This window comes from Flagellimonas profundi (assembly GCF_017313275.1).
GTDB classification, from domain to species: Bacteria; Bacteroidota; Bacteroidia; order Flavobacteriales; family Flavobacteriaceae; genus Flagellimonas; species Flagellimonas profundi.
In genome coordinates, this window is record NZ_JAFLNM010000006.1 from 106,069 (window position 1) to 125,064 (window position 18,996).

At 38.6% G+C, this 18,996-nt stretch carries 17 protein-coding genes; 9 read left to right on the plus strand and 8 right to left on the minus strand.

All coding sequences use genetic code 11. From position 1 onward, the window contains the following. Positions 1 to 5 precede the first annotated feature (5 nt). Entirely contained in the window at positions 6 to 1,613 is a 1,608-nt protein-coding gene (locus J0654_RS18100) for an amidohydrolase family protein (RefSeq protein WP_207030525.1), read from the minus strand. Positions 1,614 to 1,823: 210 nt separating this feature from the next. On the opposite strand from J0654_RS18100, the gene J0654_RS18330 reads away from it, so the two are divergent. The 7 genes from J0654_RS18330 to J0654_RS18130 all read left to right on the plus strand — a co-directional run bounded on the left by J0654_RS18330 (position 1,824) and on the right by J0654_RS18130 (position 10,025). Beyond that, positions 1,824 to 2,204: a hypothetical protein gene (locus tag J0654_RS18330; protein ID WP_237686055.1), complete on the plus strand. Its 381-nt coding sequence runs from the start codon at positions 1,824 to 1,826 to the stop codon at positions 2,202 to 2,204. Positions 2,205 to 2,265: 61 nt separating this feature from the next. Next, complete coding sequence (locus tag J0654_RS18105; RefSeq protein ID WP_313784010.1) at positions 2,266 to 4,596, plus strand: TonB-dependent receptor; 2,331 nt, start codon at positions 2,266 to 2,268, stop codon at positions 4,594 to 4,596. 41 nt (positions 4,597 to 4,637) lie between these two features. Further along, on the plus strand, positions 4,638 to 5,924 hold the full coding sequence (locus tag J0654_RS18110) for a DUF4249 domain-containing protein (RefSeq protein WP_237686056.1): 1,287 nt from the start codon (positions 4,638 to 4,640) through the stop codon (positions 5,922 to 5,924). Continuing rightward, positions 5,921 to 7,279 carry a DUF4249 domain-containing protein gene (locus J0654_RS18115; RefSeq protein ID WP_207030527.1) on the plus strand — a complete coding sequence of 453 codons (1,359 nt, stop codon included), beginning with the start codon at positions 5,921 to 5,923 and terminating at the stop codon, positions 7,277 to 7,279. Before J0654_RS18110 ends, J0654_RS18115 begins: the two co-directional genes overlap by 4 nt. Before the next feature lie 10 nt (positions 7,280 to 7,289). Beyond that, positions 7,290 to 9,068 carry an Ig-like domain-containing protein gene (locus tag J0654_RS18120; protein WP_207030528.1) on the plus strand — a complete coding sequence of 593 codons (1,779 nt, stop codon included), beginning with the start codon at positions 7,290 to 7,292 and terminating at the stop codon, positions 9,066 to 9,068. Positions 9,069 to 9,116: 48 nt separating this feature from the next. Beyond that, entirely contained in the window at positions 9,117 to 9,557 is a 441-nt protein-coding gene (locus J0654_RS18125; RefSeq protein WP_207030529.1) for a DsrE family protein, read from the plus strand. An 81-nt stretch (positions 9,558 to 9,638) separates the two neighbouring features. Next, positions 9,639 to 10,025 (plus strand): VOC family protein, encoded by a 387-nt coding sequence (locus tag J0654_RS18130; protein ID WP_207030530.1) that lies wholly within the window; start codon positions 9,639 to 9,641, stop codon positions 10,023 to 10,025. A gap of 67 nt (positions 10,026 to 10,092) precedes the next feature. Here J0654_RS18130 and J0654_RS18135 read toward each other — a convergent pair whose 3' ends face one another. From J0654_RS18135 to J0654_RS18165, 7 genes are all read right to left on the minus strand, one after another. Next, a complete protein-coding gene (locus J0654_RS18135) occupies positions 10,093 to 10,428 on the minus strand; it encodes a GIY-YIG nuclease family protein (RefSeq protein ID WP_207030531.1) in 336 nt (111 codons plus the stop codon). Between the two features lies 1 nt (position 10,429). Then, positions 10,430 to 10,846 carry an ester cyclase gene (locus J0654_RS18140; RefSeq protein ID WP_207030532.1) on the minus strand — a complete coding sequence of 139 codons (417 nt, stop codon included), beginning with the start codon at positions 10,844 to 10,846 and terminating at the stop codon, positions 10,430 to 10,432. After that, positions 10,843 to 11,532, minus strand: a complete 690-nt coding sequence (locus J0654_RS18145; RefSeq protein ID WP_237686057.1) for a DUF6624 domain-containing protein — start codon at positions 11,530 to 11,532, stop codon at positions 10,843 to 10,845. Before J0654_RS18145 ends, J0654_RS18140 begins: the two co-directional genes overlap by 4 nt. Positions 11,533 to 11,560: 28 nt before the next feature. Continuing rightward, a complete protein-coding gene (locus J0654_RS18150) occupies positions 11,561 to 12,631 on the minus strand; it encodes a serine hydrolase domain-containing protein (protein ID WP_207030533.1) in 1,071 nt (356 codons plus the stop codon). Between the two features lies 1 nt (position 12,632). Beyond that, a complete protein-coding gene (locus tag J0654_RS18155) occupies positions 12,633 to 13,067 on the minus strand; it encodes a MarR family winged helix-turn-helix transcriptional regulator (protein WP_207030534.1) in 435 nt (144 codons plus the stop codon). Positions 13,068 to 13,439: 372 nt separating this feature from the next. Further along, positions 13,440 to 14,474, minus strand: a complete 1,035-nt coding sequence (locus J0654_RS18160) for a hypothetical protein (RefSeq protein WP_207030535.1) — start codon at positions 14,472 to 14,474, stop codon at positions 13,440 to 13,442. Positions 14,475 to 14,486: 12 nt separating this feature from the next. Further along, positions 14,487 to 15,917: a KAP family P-loop NTPase fold protein gene (locus J0654_RS18165; RefSeq protein WP_207030536.1), complete on the minus strand. Its 1,431-nt coding sequence runs from the start codon at positions 15,915 to 15,917 to the stop codon at positions 14,487 to 14,489. Positions 15,918 to 17,445: 1,528 nt separating this feature from the next. Here J0654_RS18165 and J0654_RS18170 point away from each other — a divergent pair. Together J0654_RS18170 and J0654_RS18175 are read left to right on the plus strand one after the other, a co-directional pair. Beyond that, on the plus strand, positions 17,446 to 18,561 hold the full coding sequence (locus J0654_RS18170) for a multiheme c-type cytochrome (RefSeq protein ID WP_207030537.1): 1,116 nt from the start codon (positions 17,446 to 17,448) through the stop codon (positions 18,559 to 18,561). 251 nt (positions 18,562 to 18,812) lie between these two features. After that, on the plus strand, positions 18,813 to 18,996 hold a 184-nt coding region (locus J0654_RS18175; protein ID WP_207030538.1), incomplete at its 3' end, for an FAD-binding protein.

Consider the following 18,996-nt stretch of genomic DNA (forward strand, 5'->3'; position numbering starts at 1 on the left):
TTCGGTCAAGGCTTCATCCCTGGCTGAACTATTTTGTAATTGGATTCAGCCTTGGCTTCCTCAACAATTTTCTTTACATCTTCCAATAGTTTTTTGGCATCATAAATAATACCATCCTTTATGGTGTACTTTACGCCCCCAACACGTTCAATGGTATTGTCTTCCTGTAGTTGAATTGCACCGGTACCGTAAAGGGATTTAAAGTTTTCCAACGGATTTTCCTCGGTAATTACAAAGTCTGCTAATTTCCCCACTTTAATGGTTCCAATTTCATCGTCCAATCCAAGAGCTTCAGCTCCATTAAGGGTAGCTGCTTTAATGACCTCTAGCGGATGAAACCCTGCTTCGCGCATGAGTTCAAGCTCCCTGGGGTATGCGAATCCATATAGTTGATAAATAAACCCTGCATCTGTGCCCACGGTAACTCTTCCGCCCCTGTTCTTGTACTCGTTCAAGAAGGTCATCCAAAGTCTGTAGTTTTCTTTCCAGTCAATCTCCTGTTCGGTTCCCCAATAATGCCAGTAGGAGCCATGGGACTGTCTGCTAGGTGCATAAAATTCCCAAAGTGAAGGAAGTGTATACTCTTCGTGCCATTCGGCTCGTCTGGCTCTTTGCAGGTCCCTGTTGGCTTCGTATATAACCATGGTAGGGGAGATGGAGAAATCCAAGGAAATCAGTTCGTCCATAACTGCGTTCCATTTATCGGAAAAAGGTTTTGCAGCTTGTTCCCATAGTTGACCGGCTTCGCCAAAACGATCTTGTTCGTTTTGGTAATTGTAATCCAAAGAATAATTCTGAACTGTTCTGTCATCGAACATGGCTTCGGGCAGACCGTACCAATGTTCCATGGAGGTTAATCCGGCTCTTGCACTGTTCAGTACGTTCCATCTGCCCACATACAACTGAGCGTGGTGGGTTTTGGAACGTAGTCCCAATTTTTTGTTCTCGTCCAAAGCTGCCGTCATCACCTCTGGCAGGCCTCCCCCAAATTTAATGCCGTCGGCACCTTTTTTAGCGTTGGCGCGTACCCATTCGCGGGCAGCTTCTGGAGTTGTTATGTCAGCACGGCGGCGTTCACCGTTCAAACTGTTGCCAAACCAATTGTATGCTTGAATTCTTGGGGCGGTAATTTCGTTTTTGGCACTTTTTTTCTTTTGGTCCAGTACCCAATCAATTCCGTTTCCTGAACCTGGATCGCAAATAGTGGTAATGCCGTGTCCCATCCATAATTTAAAAACATATTCCGCAGGAGTGCCTTGTGAGCTGCCACCGATATGTGCATGCGTATCCACAAATCCCGGCATTAAATACATTCCCTCGGCATTTAACTCCTTTCCACCTGGTTTTAGTTGGGGTCTTCGGTCGGGGTTAATGTCCATGCCCGGAAAGCCTACTACTTGCACCGATGCGATTCGGTTGTTCTCCACTACAATATCCACTGGGCCGATAGGAGGGGACAGTGTACCGTCAATAACGGTAACACCTCGAATGATCAATTGTGACCATGGGCCTTCGCCTTCCGCTCTAGGTGGGGCTTTTTCGATTTGGGCATTGGAATAGTATCCCAACACTAAACAGACAATGAGTAAAGTTTTGGTTGTAAATGTCTTCATATGATTGGCTTAGTTGGTTTTTTTAATCAAATAAAATTCTCGTGGCAATCTAACATTCTTATTGATGAAAATTTAATGTTTTTTGAATTTAGACTGAAAAGAATAAAGATTCAATGAGCTAATTTAAGCAACCTATTGAAATTTTGTTAAATTGACGTATGCTAATTCAACAAACCATTGACACTTTTTCTTAGACCTCATTCTTTTTTTTTGAAAAAAGGAAGTTTATTGACCATTTTTTTGATGGTACAATTCACGTTCTCACAAAACACATCCATTACTATTACGGGTGATTCAAAAACTTCTTCTGAATTCTTTGCTGAATTGGAGGACAAATCCAATTATACTTTTTTTTACCTCGATGATTGGATTGAAGATCTAGAAGTAAAAGAAAACTTTGTGGATGCATCGATTTCCGAAATCCTTGATGCAATTCTATCGGGCACAACATTGAACTTTTACCTGTTGGAGGAGGAAAAACGTGTGTTTTTATTGCAGAATACAGTGGTTTATGATGAATTGCCCCCGAGCTTCTATCAACAAAATGATTCAATGGCCAGTGTCCGGGTTGTTTTAGAAAGTAGGGGGTAATCCTCCCCCGCCTACATTTTATAATGATGAAGTGTCTCAAAAAGCACAAAAATTGCCTGTTGTGCGCATCGGTAGGGCCGATGAACAGAATTTAAAGTCAACCTATCAATTGTCGGGAAGGGTGATCAATGCCCAAACGGGTGCACCGATTCCGGATTTGGCCATTAGGGTGCGCGGAAGCGCTCGTGTTGCAGTAACCAATGAGCAAGGGGAGTATGAGCTCGTTCTTCCAGCTGGTTATAATTTGATATCTACCAGTGCTATGGGAATCCGAGATTCGGAACGTGAAATTATAATGTACAACGATGGGACCTTGGACCTTCAACTGCAAGAGAGTTTGGAGCAATTGGAAGAAGTTGTCGTTGAGGCAGATGCCGTAAGCAATGTGGAAGATGCCGTTTCGGGGAGCGAAGAGATAAGTTCCGAAGAATCCAAGGATATTCCGTTGGTGCTCGGTGAACGAAATATTTTAGAAGTGGCCAAAGCACTTCCAGGTATTTCTTCGGCAGGTGAAGGTGCTACAGGACTAAATGTACGTGGGGGTAAAACGGATCAAAACTTGGTACTATTGGATGATGCGGTAATTTACAATCCAACGCACTTCTTTGGGGTTTTTCAAGCGTTGAACCCGTTCACCACAGAAAAAGTGAATATTTATAAAGGAGCACCTCCAGTGGAATTTGGGGGACGGCTTTCTTCAGTACTGGATATTGAGACCAAAAATGGGGATACGGAAAAAATTTCGGGTGAAGGTTCCATTGGTCCGGTAACAGGGAACTTGGCTTTGGAGTTTCCAATAAAAAAAGATACATCTTCCTTAGTTGTAGGTGCCCGTGGAGCTTATGCCGATTGGATTTTAAAAGCATTGGATGAAGAATCCTTGAACAATAGCGAGGCTTCTTTTTTTGATGGCATTATAAAATACCATCATAAGTTCAGCGAGAACAGTGAAATCAGGGGAACTGCCTATTACAGCAAGGATAATTTTAGTATAACCTCGGACTCACTTTACAATTACAGTAACAGATTGGGTTCTGTTCGGTGGGCGCATAAGCTTAGCGAAAAAAGCACCGGAGTACTTACGGCAAGCAACAGCAACTATAATTTTGGTATTGATTATGAAGGTGAGGGCAACAGCAATTTTGAACTGGATTACACCATAAACGAATCGGAGTTGCGCTATAAATTGAACACTCGATTAAATGAGGCGCACACGCTGGATTACGGTCTATCGGCAAAGTATTACGGAGTGGAACCGGGAAATGTTGAGCCTAAAGGTCCCAACTCTAATGTGGAACGCATTTCCATTGATAAAGAACAGGCGTTGGAAGGAGCGCTCTATATTGGTGATGAATTTAAGGTGTCGGAGAAGCTGCTTTTAAATGTTGGGGCACGATATGCTTTTTATGCGGCCATGGGAGAAGCAACACAAAATACCTACCAAGAAGGTGCGCCACGCAGTGAATCCACTGTTCAAGATACTATAAGTTACGATAGCGGAGAGTTTATTAAAACTTATGGTGGTCCAGAGGCCAGAGTGTCGGCCAGATATTTGTTTACACCCGATTTCTCGGTCAAAGCCAGCTTCAACAACTCCTATCAATTTATCCATACACTCTCCAATAATACCACGGTGTCCCCCATAGATACCTGGAAACTATCGGATTTGAACATTAAGCCCCAAAAAGGATATCAGGCCACTTTTGGTTTTTTCAAAAACCTCAATGACAATATGTATGAGTTGAGTTTGGAAGGGTACTATAAACAAATGGATGATGTACTTGATTTTAAAACAGGGGCGGACCTTTTGCTCAATGAAAATGTGGAGACCGAAGTGCTCCAAGGAGAAGGTAAAGCCTATGGCGTTGAATTCTTATTGAAGAAGAACAGGGGCGACTTCAACGGCTGGTTGAGCTATACCTATTCTCGTTCTAAGTATAGATTTGATGGCGATACCAGTGAGGAACGTATCAATAACGGGGAGTTTTTTCCATCTAATTTTGATAAGCCCCATGACCTAAGTGTTATTGCGAATTATAAGTTCACCAGACGATATAGCGTGTCCATGAACTTTGTTTATCAGACGGGAAGGCCCATTACCTATCCAGTGGGGACCTTTAGGTTCAATAATGCGGATTATGTAACCTTCAGTGATCGGAACAAATTCAGGATACCCGACTACTATCGATTGGATTTGGGAATCAATATTGAAGGGAACCACAAAAAGAACAAACTAGCGCATAGTTTTATCACAATTCAGGTGTACAATGTGTTGGGCAGGAACAACCCCTATTCTGTCTTTTTTGTAACGGAAGATGGTGAAGTTAAAGCATTGCAAAGCTCGATATTTGGAGTTCCAATTCCTTCCATAACCTATAATTTCAAGTTTTGATGAATCGTAAAGGAGGCTTATATCGAATAATTTTAGCCATCATGCTCCTTACATTACTTGGCGCATGTCTGGATGAGTTGGAAATAGAGACACTCAACCAAGATGGGCAATCCGCCGCCTTGGTTGTGGAGGCCGTTCTTACGGATGAAATGATTACCCAGAAGGTATATTTAAGCCGGAGCAGTCTGCGCTTGGATCTGGAGACCGACACGGTTTATAACCCTTTTATTCCTTTGGGAAGCCGTCCCTTGGATTCTGTGGATATGGAGGGAGGGGCGACCGTACGTGTGCTGGGAGACAACGGCGCCGAGTACCAATTTACGGAAGGTGACGAAGGCGTATATCTTTCCAATCAACCATTTGCTTTGGAAATGGGTGTTGGGTATACCTTGGATATAACAACAAGAAATGGTGTGGAGTACATATCGGACCCATTAACGGTTCAAGGTAATTCCCAATTGACCAACATCTACGCCGAAAAGGCTGTTAATGATAATGGAGAGGAAGGGGTGGCCATTTATGTGGATAGCCAACCAATGGAAGGGGAAAGTCAATTTTTTAAGTATGTTTATGAGGAAACTTATAAAATAATACCGCCATTTACCAGTGAATTTGAGTTCGTTTTAACTGATTACGACCCCTGTGCCCTGCCAGAACCTACCTATAATTTGGAAGTGGTTGAAAAAACCGGGGAAAGCGTATGTTTTAATACCGTTGCATCCGATCAAATAGTACAGGGAAGTGCATTGGGTGGAGCAAACTCGGATGTAACCAGGCAAATGGTACGGTTCATAGGGAAGGACAATTTTATCATTTCCCATCGGTATAGCATTTTGGTGCAGCAGCAAGTTCAGTCGGCCGATGCCTATTCTTTTTACGAGACCCTAAATAGTTTTTCCCAGTCCGGTGATATATTTTCCCAGATTCAACCAGGGGCACTGTACGCCAATGTGCAAAGAAAAGATGGAATTGCAGAAAATGTTTTGGGTTATGTCGAAGCCGTAGGGGTGTCGGACCAAAGGCTCTTTTTTAATTACGAGGATTTTTTCCCTGATGAGGACTTGCCCCCTTTTCCTTTCAACTGTAATTTATCAAGCCCACCGGAATCTCATATATCGTATTGTTTTTCAGGACCAACAGGACCTAATCCATGTCCTCTTTCAATAATTGAGAGTGTAGATCAAGGTGTTATAAGTTTTTATGCATATTACAGTGAGGGCGCAGTCCCTACCGCCACCTGTCCAGGTCCTTATATTGTAGTGCCCAGGATTTGCGGTGATTGCCTGTTGGGGCAGAAGGAGACACCAGAATTTTGGATAGAAGGATGAGTTGCAGAACATACATATATGGTTTGGCGCTTATTTTCTCGGCACATGCCTGTGTAGAGCCTTTTGATGCAACTTCGGACATATTTTCCGACACCAGTATGGTTGGAACTTTGGTGGTGGAGGCCAATATAACAGATATAGAGGCCGTACAGAAAGTATTCTTAAGTCGAATGCAGCGCGTTGAAAGTGATAGTACTGTAAACGTGGAAGAGCAAAGCCTATTTAATGTGCACACGCCCATTATAATTGAACGAGGACTCGAACCTGAATTTGAAAATGGAGCGAATGTTGAAATTAGAACGGATAATGGCACCGTATATCCATTTGAAGAAACCGAGGATGGGACATACGAGTCCATAACTCCATTTAAAGCTGTGTCAAATAGCTCATATCAATTGTATGTGATCACTGTCAATGGGGAAGAATATACTTCTGAACCCATGATGCTTCCCCAAACTTCGAATATTGATAATGTGTATGCCGAAAGAATGACCAGTGACACAGGACTTGATGGTGTAGGTATTTTTGTGGATGCTTCTTTTTCGTCCGATGGAAGTAAATTGTTCAGATATGCCTACGAAGAAACCTTTAAAATTATAGCGCCTTATTGGACTCCATATGAATTCGAAATTATACGTGACCAAACTGAATTCGTTTACGACGATTTGGGGAATGTGGTGGAAACTTTATATCCCGATGTGCAATTGGTTCCTAGGGCAAGGGAAGAGCGCGTGTGCTATAGGACGGATTTTTCTGCCGGAGAAGTTTTGTTGAACGGGAACGTACTTAACGGAAATAGGGCAGAAAGGACCATGGTACGTTTTATAGCCACTGATAATCCTATCATATCCCATAGATACAGTATTTTGGTCAAACAGAGAGGCGTTTCCAGAGCGGCATTCGATTTTTATGAGAAACTGGTCGCATTTTCTCAGAGCCAATCACTATTCAGTCAAGTGCAGCCTGGTAGCTTGGAAGGAAACGTGTACAATATTGATGGCGATACTCCTGTTATTGGTTTTTTTGATGTGAGTTCAGAGGTAAGTCAACGTCTGTACTTCAATTTTGAGGATTTGTTTCCTGATGAACCACTTCCGCCATATTTTGGAACTATCAATTGTGAAAACCCGATTGCTCCAATTCTTGGAAATCCTGAAAGGGATGGGCCCAGGCCTCCAGAAGATCAATGCTCAAGTGGTTTAATAGGTCGAGTAAAACAGGGTTTAGTGGAATTCTACCTAGATAATTATGATCCACCTGGTGAATGCGAAGGACCTTATTTGGTGGTCCCTACAATATGCGCAGATTGCAACATAGTTGGATCAAATGTTAAACCCGATTTCTGGATCGATTAAAACACAGCTTATGAAAAAACAATGGACAGTACTATTGATTCTTGCAGCTTTGGCCTTTCAGGCCCGGGCTCAATACGTAATAAGCAGTGTGAACGAGTTACAAAACTTGAAAAGTCTACCACAGGAAAAAGTCTATGTACACCATACCGGTCCCATTGTGTTTACGGGAGAGTATTTGCACTATTCCTTTTATTGTTTCAATGCACAGAACAATCGGGCCAGTACAATTAGTTTTGTGGGGTATGTGGCCTTGGTCAACCAACAAGGAGAGTATATAATGGAGCAAAAAATCCGCTTGGAAAGGGGTAAATCCCAGGGGGATTTCTTTGTCAATACCGATGTGCCCTCTGGAAACTACAAACTTCTCGGGTATACCCAGTGGATGAAAAACAATGGTTTGGAGCAAGTATTCAAGGACGATTTGGTGATCATCAATCCATACCAAGTAGATCAGTCCCAACTTTTGCCGGATGATGCTTCAGATGAGATAACTGCTGATGATCCTCAGTCTTTTCGTCAACCAATTGACTCTTCTATTATACAAATAAAAATGTCCGATACGAATTTTGGAACTCGTGAAAAGGTAAATTTCACCCTAAAAAATTATAAGGCACAATTGGGACAGGGAAGTTATACCTTAAAAATCCAAAAGAAAGATGAAATGGCCGCACAGCCTGCTAAAAACGCCATAAGCTATGCCAATGATTATTTGGATGTAAAAGGGGAGTTGAACAAAACAGTGGGCGATAGCCTCTTTTTGCCAGAACAACGGGGCGAACTTTTGTTTGGTAAAGTTACGGATGATGCTGGAAATCCAGCGCCTGATACTAAAATGGTGATATCCATTCCAGGTGAGGAATTTCTTTTGAAATTTGCCACCACCGACAGTAATGGGAATTTTTATACCTATCTGAGTCAAGATTACAAGCGGGCCAGGGCTATTATGCAGATAGCGGAAAATACCCGGGATGTTCAAGTGTCACTCGGCTCATTGCCAAACTTGGATGCTTCTGGATTGACCTTTGGTCAATATTATTTAAAGCCACAATACTCGGATGAAATAGAATTGCGTAGCGTTTATAATCAACTGGAGAATCAGTTTTTCTCTGTAAAACCCGATTCCATTCTTTTGGGAACGCCTATCGACCCATTTAACGGTGGGATTCCGGAAACCATAAATTTGGATGATTTTACACGTTTTCCCACTTTTCAGGAAACCCTTGTGGAAGTATTCAATTACGCGGGCTATCGGAACAATCCGAATGGTAGCGATTATATACGAATTGCCCAAGATTTTGAGACATACAATGAGCAGGCCAATGATTTTTCAGCAATTGTATTGTTTGATGGTGTATATATCCCAAACCACGAAAAAATAAAGGACTTTGATGCCAAACAAATTGAGTCCATTAGTTTGGTAAGGGACCAGTTTAGGCTTGCTGGCAAGGATTATCAGGGAATGATGGTGGTGAAAACAATTGAGGGGGATTATTTTGAAAACTATGCTCCCGAAAATGGAATCAATGTACCGATAGAAAAGGCTGTTTCGAAAAAAAATTATTTTAAACAGCGTTACGTAGAAGGAAACAGCAAACAATCTAGAATTCCTGATTACCGAAGAATTCTATTCTGGGAACCCCACGTTGAGGTTGGTAATACCGATTTGCAATTTGAATTTTATACTTCAGACCTTACTGGGGAATTTGAAGTGGTTTTGGATGGATTTACCACTTATGGTAAACCGATTACGGTCTATAAGACCATTGTTGTGGGAGAAGATAGCCAATAATTGTATTTTTACAGATAGCAATTTTGCTAGAATTAATTCCTAACTACAATGAAAACACTCCGAGCATTTATTATCCTGGGCTTCTTTACAGCTTTGACCATGTCCAGCATACACGGACAAGACAAACTTGACGAACAGATCGTTGCCGATTTACAAGAAACAAAACAATATGCATTTGGAGTGAGCCAAGAACTTCATTTTAGAGGGGTGTTGGGTATGTACGATAAACTGATTTCCAGTGGGATAGAGGTGACCGATTATGAAATTGTCGTAAAAGGCAAAGTGGTAAAACAATTGGTTAAAGGTTCGGAATTGGAAACGTTGTTTCAAAAATACAAGTCAAAGGTTAGGGTTAGTGTATGCAGTGTAGCTATGGCTAAATTGGGTGTTGAGGAAGAGCAGCTCATTGATGGTATGGAGCCAGTGGTCACGTACTCCATCCGATTATTGCAATTACAGGCCAAAGGATATAATACCTTGACGTATTAATAGGTCCTAGTTAACAAGAGCGTATTAGAAAACCTTGCAATAATTACTGCAAGGTTTTCTTTTACAGTAAGTGATAAACAAATGAACTTGAACCAAGTTACCGTTCCATCTTTGGATTTGGAAAAATCAATCCCATTCTATGAAAAATTGGGTTTGAAATTGATAGTTGAATCATTGCCCCATTATGCGAGATTTGAATGTCCTGATGGTGGTTCCACTTTTTCGATTCATCTAACGGATAAATTGCCAAAAGGCGAGGGTGTTTATGTTTATTTTGAATGTGATGATTTGGACCAGCGGGTTGAAAACCTCAAGAAAGAAGGGATTCAATTTGATCAAGAGCCAGTTGACCAGAGATGGTTGTGGAGAGAGGCTCGGCTAAAAGACCTTGATGGAAACCAACTTATACTGTTTTATGCAGGTGAGAATAGGTTAAACCCACCTTGGAGAATCAATGGTGCGGATTAGTTTGGATACAAACAAATAATTTATCCACCTTTTCACTAAAAATAAATGTCCATGGATTATAGGGTAATCAATAAAGATTTCTTTTATCCAATTCCAGAACTACGATGTCTTGAAGTGTATTTAATTCTGAATTACAATTAATTTTCACCCCTTCTTCAATTTTAAGTTCAGAAAGCACTTCAAAAGTAAAGTTTTCCTCTCCGTACATATTCCAGTCCGTTTGGAGGTCCTTGTTTCTGTGGTTCCCAAATTTCAGTTCCATTTTATGTCTGTTCCATTTGGATTCCATGTCTAGGCTGTTATCGATAAAAACCCTGTTGTTGGAAATATTTTTAATTTGGAAAACCCCCATGGGAAATTTCATTTGTTTGTATTGGTCCTTCAGTTCTTTTCTGGTCTTCATCTTATAAAAATCCTAATTGTTCCATTACTGTTTTCCGGTCGAAAATTTGTGTGTGGCCGTTGATTAAATTGTCTTTAAAATGATAAATGGTCATCCCTTTTGTTTCGATTGACTTATTCGTAGGTGGAATTTCTCCTATGTTACCTAGGTTGGTTCCCGTCAATATCCAAGTGGCTGCAACATAATCCTCGTCCTCGATTGTTGAAGTTATTTCAAAGTTCATGTTTGGAAATGGGCCAAAAGATGCTGATTCCATTCTGTGTATAAATTCGGAATGGGATAGTGTTTTTCCCTCCCATGGGTCGGTTGGGTCTAGATGGATAGTGTATTGTTCATGAATGTATTTTCCAACGTTTTCTAGATGCTTTTCATTCCAAATTTCATTCATGAATTCTCTTAGGAAAAGGGCTTTGTTCATTGTTCTTTGATTGATTTGCTTTTAAATACCGCTGTTCTTTTTATTTGGTTTTCAAGGTTCCACTCTAAAGGAAATCTTCGGTTTTGTAAATACTCTGCCATTGGCTCCAGTCCGATTTCTGCTCTTCTTTTATCAACGTTTTCTGGGTCGGCGATGGGCCAAACATCAAAGGTGTTGGTTTCGGGATAATATTTGATTTGCCCTCCATAAATTTGTAGCTCCCCTCGGTCGGTTGCGATCCTGTCTTCCGTTCTTGCCAATAACCAAGGACTTAATTGCTTGTTTTTGGTGGCTTGGCGCATTAACGGAAGATACTTTAGGCGTATTTCGGGACTACTGTGCTGCAGTACATTACAGATGGTCAGGTTACCCTGCTCCCCGATTACTTCTAGTTTTGGCCAGCCATCCTTCAAGATTTCAGCTATTTTTTCCTCGTTTACCTTATGGTTCTTTTTATAATCGGCCTGATATTTTTTATACTCCTCTGATTCGCCACCATATTTATGGAAAGCCGAATCCCGTTTTCTAATTGGTGTTTGTTCCATTTCCCAAATGGTATCCAATACAGCAACTACATCAATCCTTTGAGGTGTTGCTGCCTCATCTTGCTTTTTTGAATCGCTTTTTCGGACACAAGCCGATATAGTGATCACACAAAAGAAAAGCACTGACATACATCTCATCATTGTAGATTTTGCGAATTTGTATGTCGTTTTATTGACCATTATAAATTTCTACAGCTTTTTTAATAAGCTTCATTTGTGTTTGGATTGAGTTTCTTCTTCTATACACACTATTGGTTTTAAAGGCCAAAACAACATCTATTTCAGGATAAACTGTTATGTTTTGTCCTAAGGCCCCTTGGGCCGAATAGGCATTCTTTAATCTGGGATCGTTTGAGTTTTCAATAAGCCACCACATATAACCATATCCTAAGTCCAGGCCGTCTTCCTTAAGTAGGGGCACACTTTTTTGCGCTTCCGAATAAGAAGTCCTCTGTTTTGTTATTTCTCGCACCCAATCCTTAGGGATTGGTTGTGATTCTTTCCATTTCCCATTACGGAGCATTAATAGTCCAATACGGGCCATATCCCTGGTAGAAAACCACATGTGGTATGCTGGAAACTTGGATATGTCGTTATTGCCACTTTTCTTTTGGAGGGTTCTGTCCCAATCTTGCATTTGCAAGGGTTTGGCCAATTGGACTTCGATTTCGTCGTAGATATTGCTTTGGGTCTCTTGCTCAAAAATGTATCCGGCCGCATTAAAGTCCCAATTGTTGTACAGCCAATGGGTTCCCGGGGCAACTGAACCTCTTTCTGGAGCAAATCTTCGGAAATCACCACCATTTGAGCCTCTTAGGTATACTCCAGAGCGGGCAGCTATTAAATTCTTTATCGTGGCCTTTTTTTCTTCGGGTAGGAGTTCGGTCACATCATTGATGTTGAGCTCTTCCAATGTTTTGTCCAAATCAATGGTGCCATTTTCCACATATTTACCATACAACAGGGCAAGAATACTTTTTCTGCAGGATGCTATGTAGCTATTCTCACTAATATTTCCATATTCCAATACAATTTGTCCTTTATGTACAAGGACCAGACCGGTTATGTTGGTACTATCTATGATGTATCTTTTGAAATTGGTCCGATTGGTATCGGGCCAAGCCGTTGCTTCCGGATTTTCGGCTCTGGACCATGTTTCATCGGGATAGGTCTGTGCCTCACTTTGGCAACTTGATAAATGGAAGGTCAAAGAGCAGATTATCAATAATGCTTTACGCATATTACGCTTTGTTTAAATTGGATACTATTTTATTCAGTGTCTGCTCTAGTTGAACAAGTTCTTCTTCGGATATTCCGGCAAAAGCCCTTTTTCGGTTTTCAGCAATTACCGGTGCCAGTTTTTCGAGTATTTCTTTGCCTTTGGGTGTAAGTTCAATATGGAACCTTCTGCGGTCCTTTGGGTTGATGGACCTGTCCAGGAAACCCTTTCGAACCAAAAGGTCGATCATACGTGTTAAGGAAGCATTGTCTTTAAAAACCAATTCTGCAATTTCATTTTGACTTAGTTCTGGACGGTCATTTAAGTATTGTAAAACCAATTTTTGGTCTACGGTAATATCATCTACAACCTTTAAAAAATTCTGCCTGGAGAATTTCCTATACGTTTTGATCGTACGTTCTATATGATAGAAAACCGTTTTTGCTGGAACTTTCACGAAAAATTATTTGATACAAATATAATTGATATATCAAATAAATAAAGATTCCAATGAAAATTTAGTGTAAACTTTATTAAGTTCAATTGATTTTAAATGACCGGATAACAAAAACCCTTGCCTGTTTTATGCAAGGACTTACATTATGCTGGCATTGTTGCCAAATGACTGCGGCAGGATTGACGCTGTTCTTCTTGACTAGGCATCACTATGAAAATAGTCCAAAAAAAAACGCTCAAGCAAGCTTGGCGTTTTTTTTCTTATCGAATTATGTATTCGTGACCGCGGCAGGATTATTTTTATTTTTAAATATACTGATAATCAATGTATTATATTTTTAATGGGTAGTTATTGGGTCATTTTTCACTTATTTCATAATTCATTTGGTATATGAAACTGATTCAAATTATTGATTTCTATCAAGTTTTCTTTTGGAATATCCGTCCTGATGGCTTCAAAACGTTCTTTGTTATCTTTTGAAAACCTTTCCGGGGCTTGAAAATATACTTTTTTTAAATTTTTCATATTACCAATAATCTCTCTATCAATTTTACGATTGAAGAATGGGAAGGAATAACCAATTACTACAAGAACTTCAGTATTAACAGTGGATATCTTTGCGTTTTCAACAATATCGAATTTACTATCCGCGTCAAAGGATTCCCATGCAAATGAGAGGTTAGATACATATTGCTTTTGATTAGAAGCCTTTATGTAGTTAATGATAATTTGTCGAAGGAGAGGTGTTTCAAATTCCTGACCAATTATTTCACCATAAGTAGACATATCTATTCTCGATAACTCGGAGAATGATGTATAGCCATTTATTTGAATAATTTGCCAATTCTTAATATCTCTAACTCTTTCAAATTTAGTAGTCATATTAAGACCTCTCCTAATTGATGATAAATCCTTAGCTTCATTTTTGAAATTTGAAAAAGAGATTTCAAATTGATTATCATAATTCCAACTTAGAATTTTTATATGACTTGGAAAATTATAATGGTAGGATTCATCGTATAAAGCGGCATAGAAGAAATCATACCTATCATCTGGTTTATTAATGACTTGTTCAATCGTGAAAAACAGAGATAACGCTACCTTTAATTTGTGAAGCGATTTATATTCTTTATTAATTAAAAGTTTCTTAGCATAGGTGTCAATACTTGCATGATTATCACTTTCGCGCTTTAACCATTCCAAATCCTCAATAATTTTATCTAATGATACGGAAAGGTCATGTTTTTCACCGTTAATTGTTTCTTCATTCAAAATCCCCATTAAATGTGTTCTTGGGAATTGTGTGAGTCGAACAATTAAGTTTCCAATCCTATCAGTTATTTCATTTACGATTGGAAGTGCTCCTTTACTTGCACCAGCTCCAAATAGATATGTGATATTCTTCATTCTTAAATTTTATCAGAACTTGATTGAGTCTGTAAGATTATATTTATCCATTATTTGTCTCAGGGAAATTTCATTGTAACCACTGTTATCCAATTTATGTATGAGCTGTGCAATGTTGTTTTGTGAGTTTTCAAACTGTGATTTAACTAATAATTTTGGTTGTCTGTTGGTATCAAAATCAATTAAATTTTTTAAAGGTGCTTTTCGAAATAGTTCATGACTACGCTGATATCTATATATCAATTCTGCAACCAAAAAATCAAAGGTGTTTAAATCGGAAACTCCCTTAATTTTGAGCATTATTCCTTCTATTTCATCAATAAATTGTTGAATAGGCATACTAATTTGCTCGATTCTATTAAAAAGGTCACTGTGAAAAGTACTCAGATAATCGATGAATATTAAAATATATGGGTAGACAAAGTGTTGATTGGTAAATGCCCCTAATGTTAACCGAACTCTAGCCATCGACTTTTCTATTTGCCTTAGAGTATGGTTTTCGTTGTAGAATAATTGAGCAGCTAAATGCATTTGTTTTGAGTCATCGTATATTGAAGCATATAATTTTTTTTGAAGTTCGAAATAATCAGAAAACCCATAGTATTGATACAAATGATTTATGAATAATGTTTTATCCGGCTCGGGCATTGAATAATTTAAATCGATAAATTTCTTTAGATATTCATCGGAGTCAATCAAATCACTTCCATAATACCCTTTAATCGAATTTCCCAATTGGGTTTTATCAATTGATAGAACGAAAACTATTCCCTTCACAGAAAATAAATGCTTAATCTTTTCTAATACTTCAACGGCATAGTTTGGACGGCATCTATCAAGTTCATCTATAAAAAATATTACAGGGTTCCCATTATCTACCGTTTTTGTTTCGGATTTTTTCCTATCCGACGAATTTATATACTCAATGAGACTTTTTTTGAAGCCTTCTATACTATTTTTTTGAGTTTTGAAAGTTTCCAATTGACTTTCCACTTCCTCAACACCGAATTCTGAAAAGGCTTTTATCACCTCACTTATCGTCTGTTCTCCAATTAGTTTACTAGCAACGCCTTTTAGTGCAATTGGTAATGCTGCCTTCATTACCTTCGCTGTCTTTGACAATAATATATCATATTTCTCTTGAGATTTTTTCTCTAATTCATTAAACACTGAGAGAAGTGCTACGATAACTTCATTTTGGAAATCATTTTCCCAAGCATTAAAATAAAGAGTTTCGAATTGTTGAACTTTTAAATACTCTTTCCACATTTTAACAAAGGTTGTTTTTCCTGTCCCCCATTTATTATCTAGGGCCATGACGAATCCATCAGGTAATGTTGAAACTATTGTAGTAAGAATTTCAGCAATAGGCTCCCTGTTTAGCTTACAGTTCTCAAAAGGTCTATCCTGGGGAATGGAAACATCACTATGCTTGATTTTCATCAATTAAAACTTTAAAAGATTCTAGCTATGTTGGAAAAAATAACTTCCAGTATGGGGGAGTGCCTTAAAGATAGAAAAACCTGTCAGAAAAAGATTAATATTTTCAATATCCTATTAATTCAGTGGGGAGCTAGTGGGACAAAATTGATTTTTTAGAAAATTAAATAATTGATAAACAGGTAGTTGGGATTCGCAATATTAAGATGGTGCGACTCTAAAAAAATAAAAATAAAAGCCTAAGTATCAAATACTTAGGCTTATTCGGGGATTAAAATCTGTGACCGCGGCAGGATTCAAACCTTATTCCGCAAGCCCTATATCTAAAGGATTTTAAGACCTTACAAAATCTGTTGACCGAATTACTGCCTTTTAATTTGGCCGAAATTCTAGATGATTCAACTTTCAATGTAAAGATAACAATTTCAAATGTTCGAAATGAACTCAAACAAGATTTAGCCATTTTTGGAATATTCAGAATCCTTATGTCATTTATCACTTTTCAAGTCCCAAATACTTACCCTGAACTTTTACACGTGGTTCCTGTTTCAATTTTATAGTGATTGGAAAGATAAGCGTGAAGTAAAATTGGAATAGGGTGCAATAACCTATTTCCAATAATTGAAGACTTTAATGTTTCATCTTATTGAACATGGCTATTTATTTTTTCTTTGTTAGCAAAGAAAATATGAAGAGCAAGAGGATAGCGTGCTGACGCAGCGCTATTGATTCATTTTCCTTCGGAAAAGCCCGTATTTTAAGGGATTTTGTAAAATGCCGGTTATTGTCGTATGAATCATTTTTAGCTTAAAAACGGTCTCAGCCCAGTAAAACCAAGGAATTTTTAGCTTAAAAATGCCTTTTGAAGTTTTCATATCGGGTGTCTTCAATTCTATTTAGGGCACCGTCCTGCTATTTGAAGAAATTGCCTTTTTCACGGAAAAGAGGGTTCAGCCCAGTGAAATCAAGGTATTTTTCAAGGAAAAGTGGAAAATACAATTGTGAATTGGATAAAACTTGCCTCGCTCAGTAGTATTAGTTTTTGTAAGATTTGGGGCTTGCAGCACTCCACTTCGTTGCGTTCGCCTTATTTATTGTTCCCATATGGAACCAGAGGCTTTTAATTCACCGTTCCTTTAATTTTTTACGAAAAATGATCTAACTAATATTATAAAGTTCAGTTATTTCATAATATTAATTCTGATATTTTTTTGATTTGTAGTGGCAAGTATTTTTATACAAGGATTGAAGACTTAAATCATTTATATGAACCTGATTTCCATTTTGTATTTTATTATTTGGAGGTTATTACTTAGCGTGAATATATTGGTCCAACCACTTAAAATAGTTTAGGTTTGTTAACTTACTTCGTAATTGGTGTATACTTATAAATAATAACCTTGAATTTTCACATGTGTTTTCCAAATTAAGTAAAACAGCCTACATACTAATTTTTATTCTAATTCTTGTTGTTGCTGGAATCCTCTTTCTAGATGATGAAAATGAGGAATATTTTATAGTCTCAGAAACTATGCCCATTCATTATAATGGGATGCAGTTTGCTGGATCGGAATCCTGTATACCCTGTCATCAAGATGTTTATAAAAACCATATCCTAACCGCACATTTCAATACCTCGGCAGTTGCCACCGCTGAAAATTTAAAAGGTTCTTTCGAAGGATCAGAACATGAAGTTGAACTGATTGATGGTAATGCAAAAATTGTAAAGGATGGTGAGTACTTTTTTCAGACTATTTCATCCAAAACTTCAGGTGAATTATTGGATAAGAATCAATTAGATTTAGTTATAGGTTCTGGCGTCAAGGGGCAATCTTATTTGTCATTTAAAGGGGATTCCCTTTTTCAACTTCAAGTTTCTTATTTTACGCTTATAGATGACTTTATCAACAGTCCCGGTTATCCAAATTATAGATACTCCAGGGCCGTTACGGATAATTGTGTGAAATGTCATGTGACTTTTGCAAAGAATAAGAATCCTAAAGGGAATACAAATATCTATGACCGAAATTCTTTTATGTTGGGAATAGATTGTGAGAGATGCCATGGACCCTTAAAAAAACATGTTGATTTTAGGACTGGAAATCTCAGTCAAACCACAATTGACCCAGTGGTCCATATCGATTCCCTTTCTCGTCAATTAAAAATGGACAATTGTGTACAGTGTCATTCAGGATTACGAGCCATACAAATCAAGGAGAACCCTTTTTCATTTGTTGTTGGAGATCGGTTGGATGAATATGCCAAAAATTACAATTTTGGTCGACCTCAAGCGCAGCTGGATGTACATGGAAACCAATATGGTTTATTGAAAAGCAGTGAATGTTTTAAAAATTCAGAAGAATTGATTTGCACTACTTGCCATAATCCCCACAAAAAACAACGTGGGAATACTGATCATTTCAATTCCAAATGTGTTGAATGCCATAACTCACCTAAAGACCTCCACATTAACTTGGATTATGAGACAGCCAAGCTTAACAATTGCATCAGTTGCCACATGCCGCTTTTTCCCTCCCAAACCATGAAAGTGAAACTGGAAGATGACGCAGAAGAAACTTCTGTGGATATAAGAACACACCTCATTGGAATTTACGTTGATCAAGTGTTTCAAAACGATAAAAAGTAATCCATTCAAAAACAAGATCTCTGTAAGAGCAACTATCTTGGGATATTGTATGAAGGCTAAATATTTATAAAATTCTTGAATTTGGTATCACTTTGTTTTCGATTCCTCAATATATTTTGGCTATAGCACTATTTTTCACAACAAATTTTTCAAAGAAAACGCTAAGATGTACATAGAATCAATACAGACCTTTTTGAATTGGAGGTAATGGATTGATTTAAAACTATTTAAACTAAACCAAACTGATATCAATGCAAATTATTGAAAATTCCACGGTTTACGATGCCATTATTGTAGGTTCGGGGGCAGGTGGTGGTATGGCCGCCAAAGTGCTTTCGGAGTCTGGGCTCAAAGTTGCCGTTGTAGAGGCTGGACCATTTTTTGACCCGGCGAAGCCAGAATACCAGACCCAATTAAAATGGCCTTACCAAAGTC

Bases quoted from the DNA above. Each gene is read 5' to 3' on its own strand.
- J0654_RS18100 (WP_207030525.1), bottom strand. From the start codon at position 1,613: ATGAAGACATTTACAACCAAAACTTTACTCATTGTCTGTTTAGTGTTG.
- J0654_RS18110 (WP_237686056.1), top strand. From the start codon at position 4,638: ATGCTCCTTACATTACTTGGCGCATGTCTGGATGAGTTGGAAATAGAG.
- J0654_RS18115 (WP_207030527.1), top strand. From the start codon at position 5,921: ATGAGTTGCAGAACATACATATATGGTTTGGCGCTTATTTTCTCGGCA.
- J0654_RS18120 (WP_207030528.1), top strand. From the start codon at position 7,290: ATGAAAAAACAATGGACAGTACTATTGATTCTTGCAGCTTTGGCCTTT.
- J0654_RS18125 (WP_207030529.1), top strand. From the start codon at position 9,117: ATGAAAACACTCCGAGCATTTATTATCCTGGGCTTCTTTACAGCTTTG.
- J0654_RS18130 (WP_207030530.1), top strand. From the start codon at position 9,639: ATGAACTTGAACCAAGTTACCGTTCCATCTTTGGATTTGGAAAAATCA.
- J0654_RS18135 (WP_207030531.1), bottom strand. From the start codon at position 10,428: ATGAAGACCAGAAAAGAACTGAAGGACCAATACAAACAAATGAAATTT.
- J0654_RS18140 (WP_207030532.1), bottom strand. From the start codon at position 10,846: ATGAACAAAGCCCTTTTCCTAAGAGAATTCATGAATGAAATTTGGAAT.
- J0654_RS18145 (WP_237686057.1), bottom strand. From the start codon at position 11,532: ATGATGAGATGTATGTCAGTGCTTTTCTTTTGTGTGATCACTATATCG.
- J0654_RS18150 (WP_207030533.1), bottom strand. From the start codon at position 12,631: ATGCGTAAAGCATTATTGATAATCTGCTCTTTGACCTTCCATTTATCA.
- J0654_RS18160 (WP_207030535.1), bottom strand. From the start codon at position 14,474: ATGAAGAATATCACATATCTATTTGGAGCTGGTGCAAGTAAAGGAGCA.
- J0654_RS18165 (WP_207030536.1), bottom strand. From the start codon at position 15,917: ATGAAAATCAAGCATAGTGATGTTTCCATTCCCCAGGATAGACCTTTT.
- J0654_RS18170 (WP_207030537.1), top strand. From the start codon at position 17,446: ATGCCCATTCATTATAATGGGATGCAGTTTGCTGGATCGGAATCCTGT.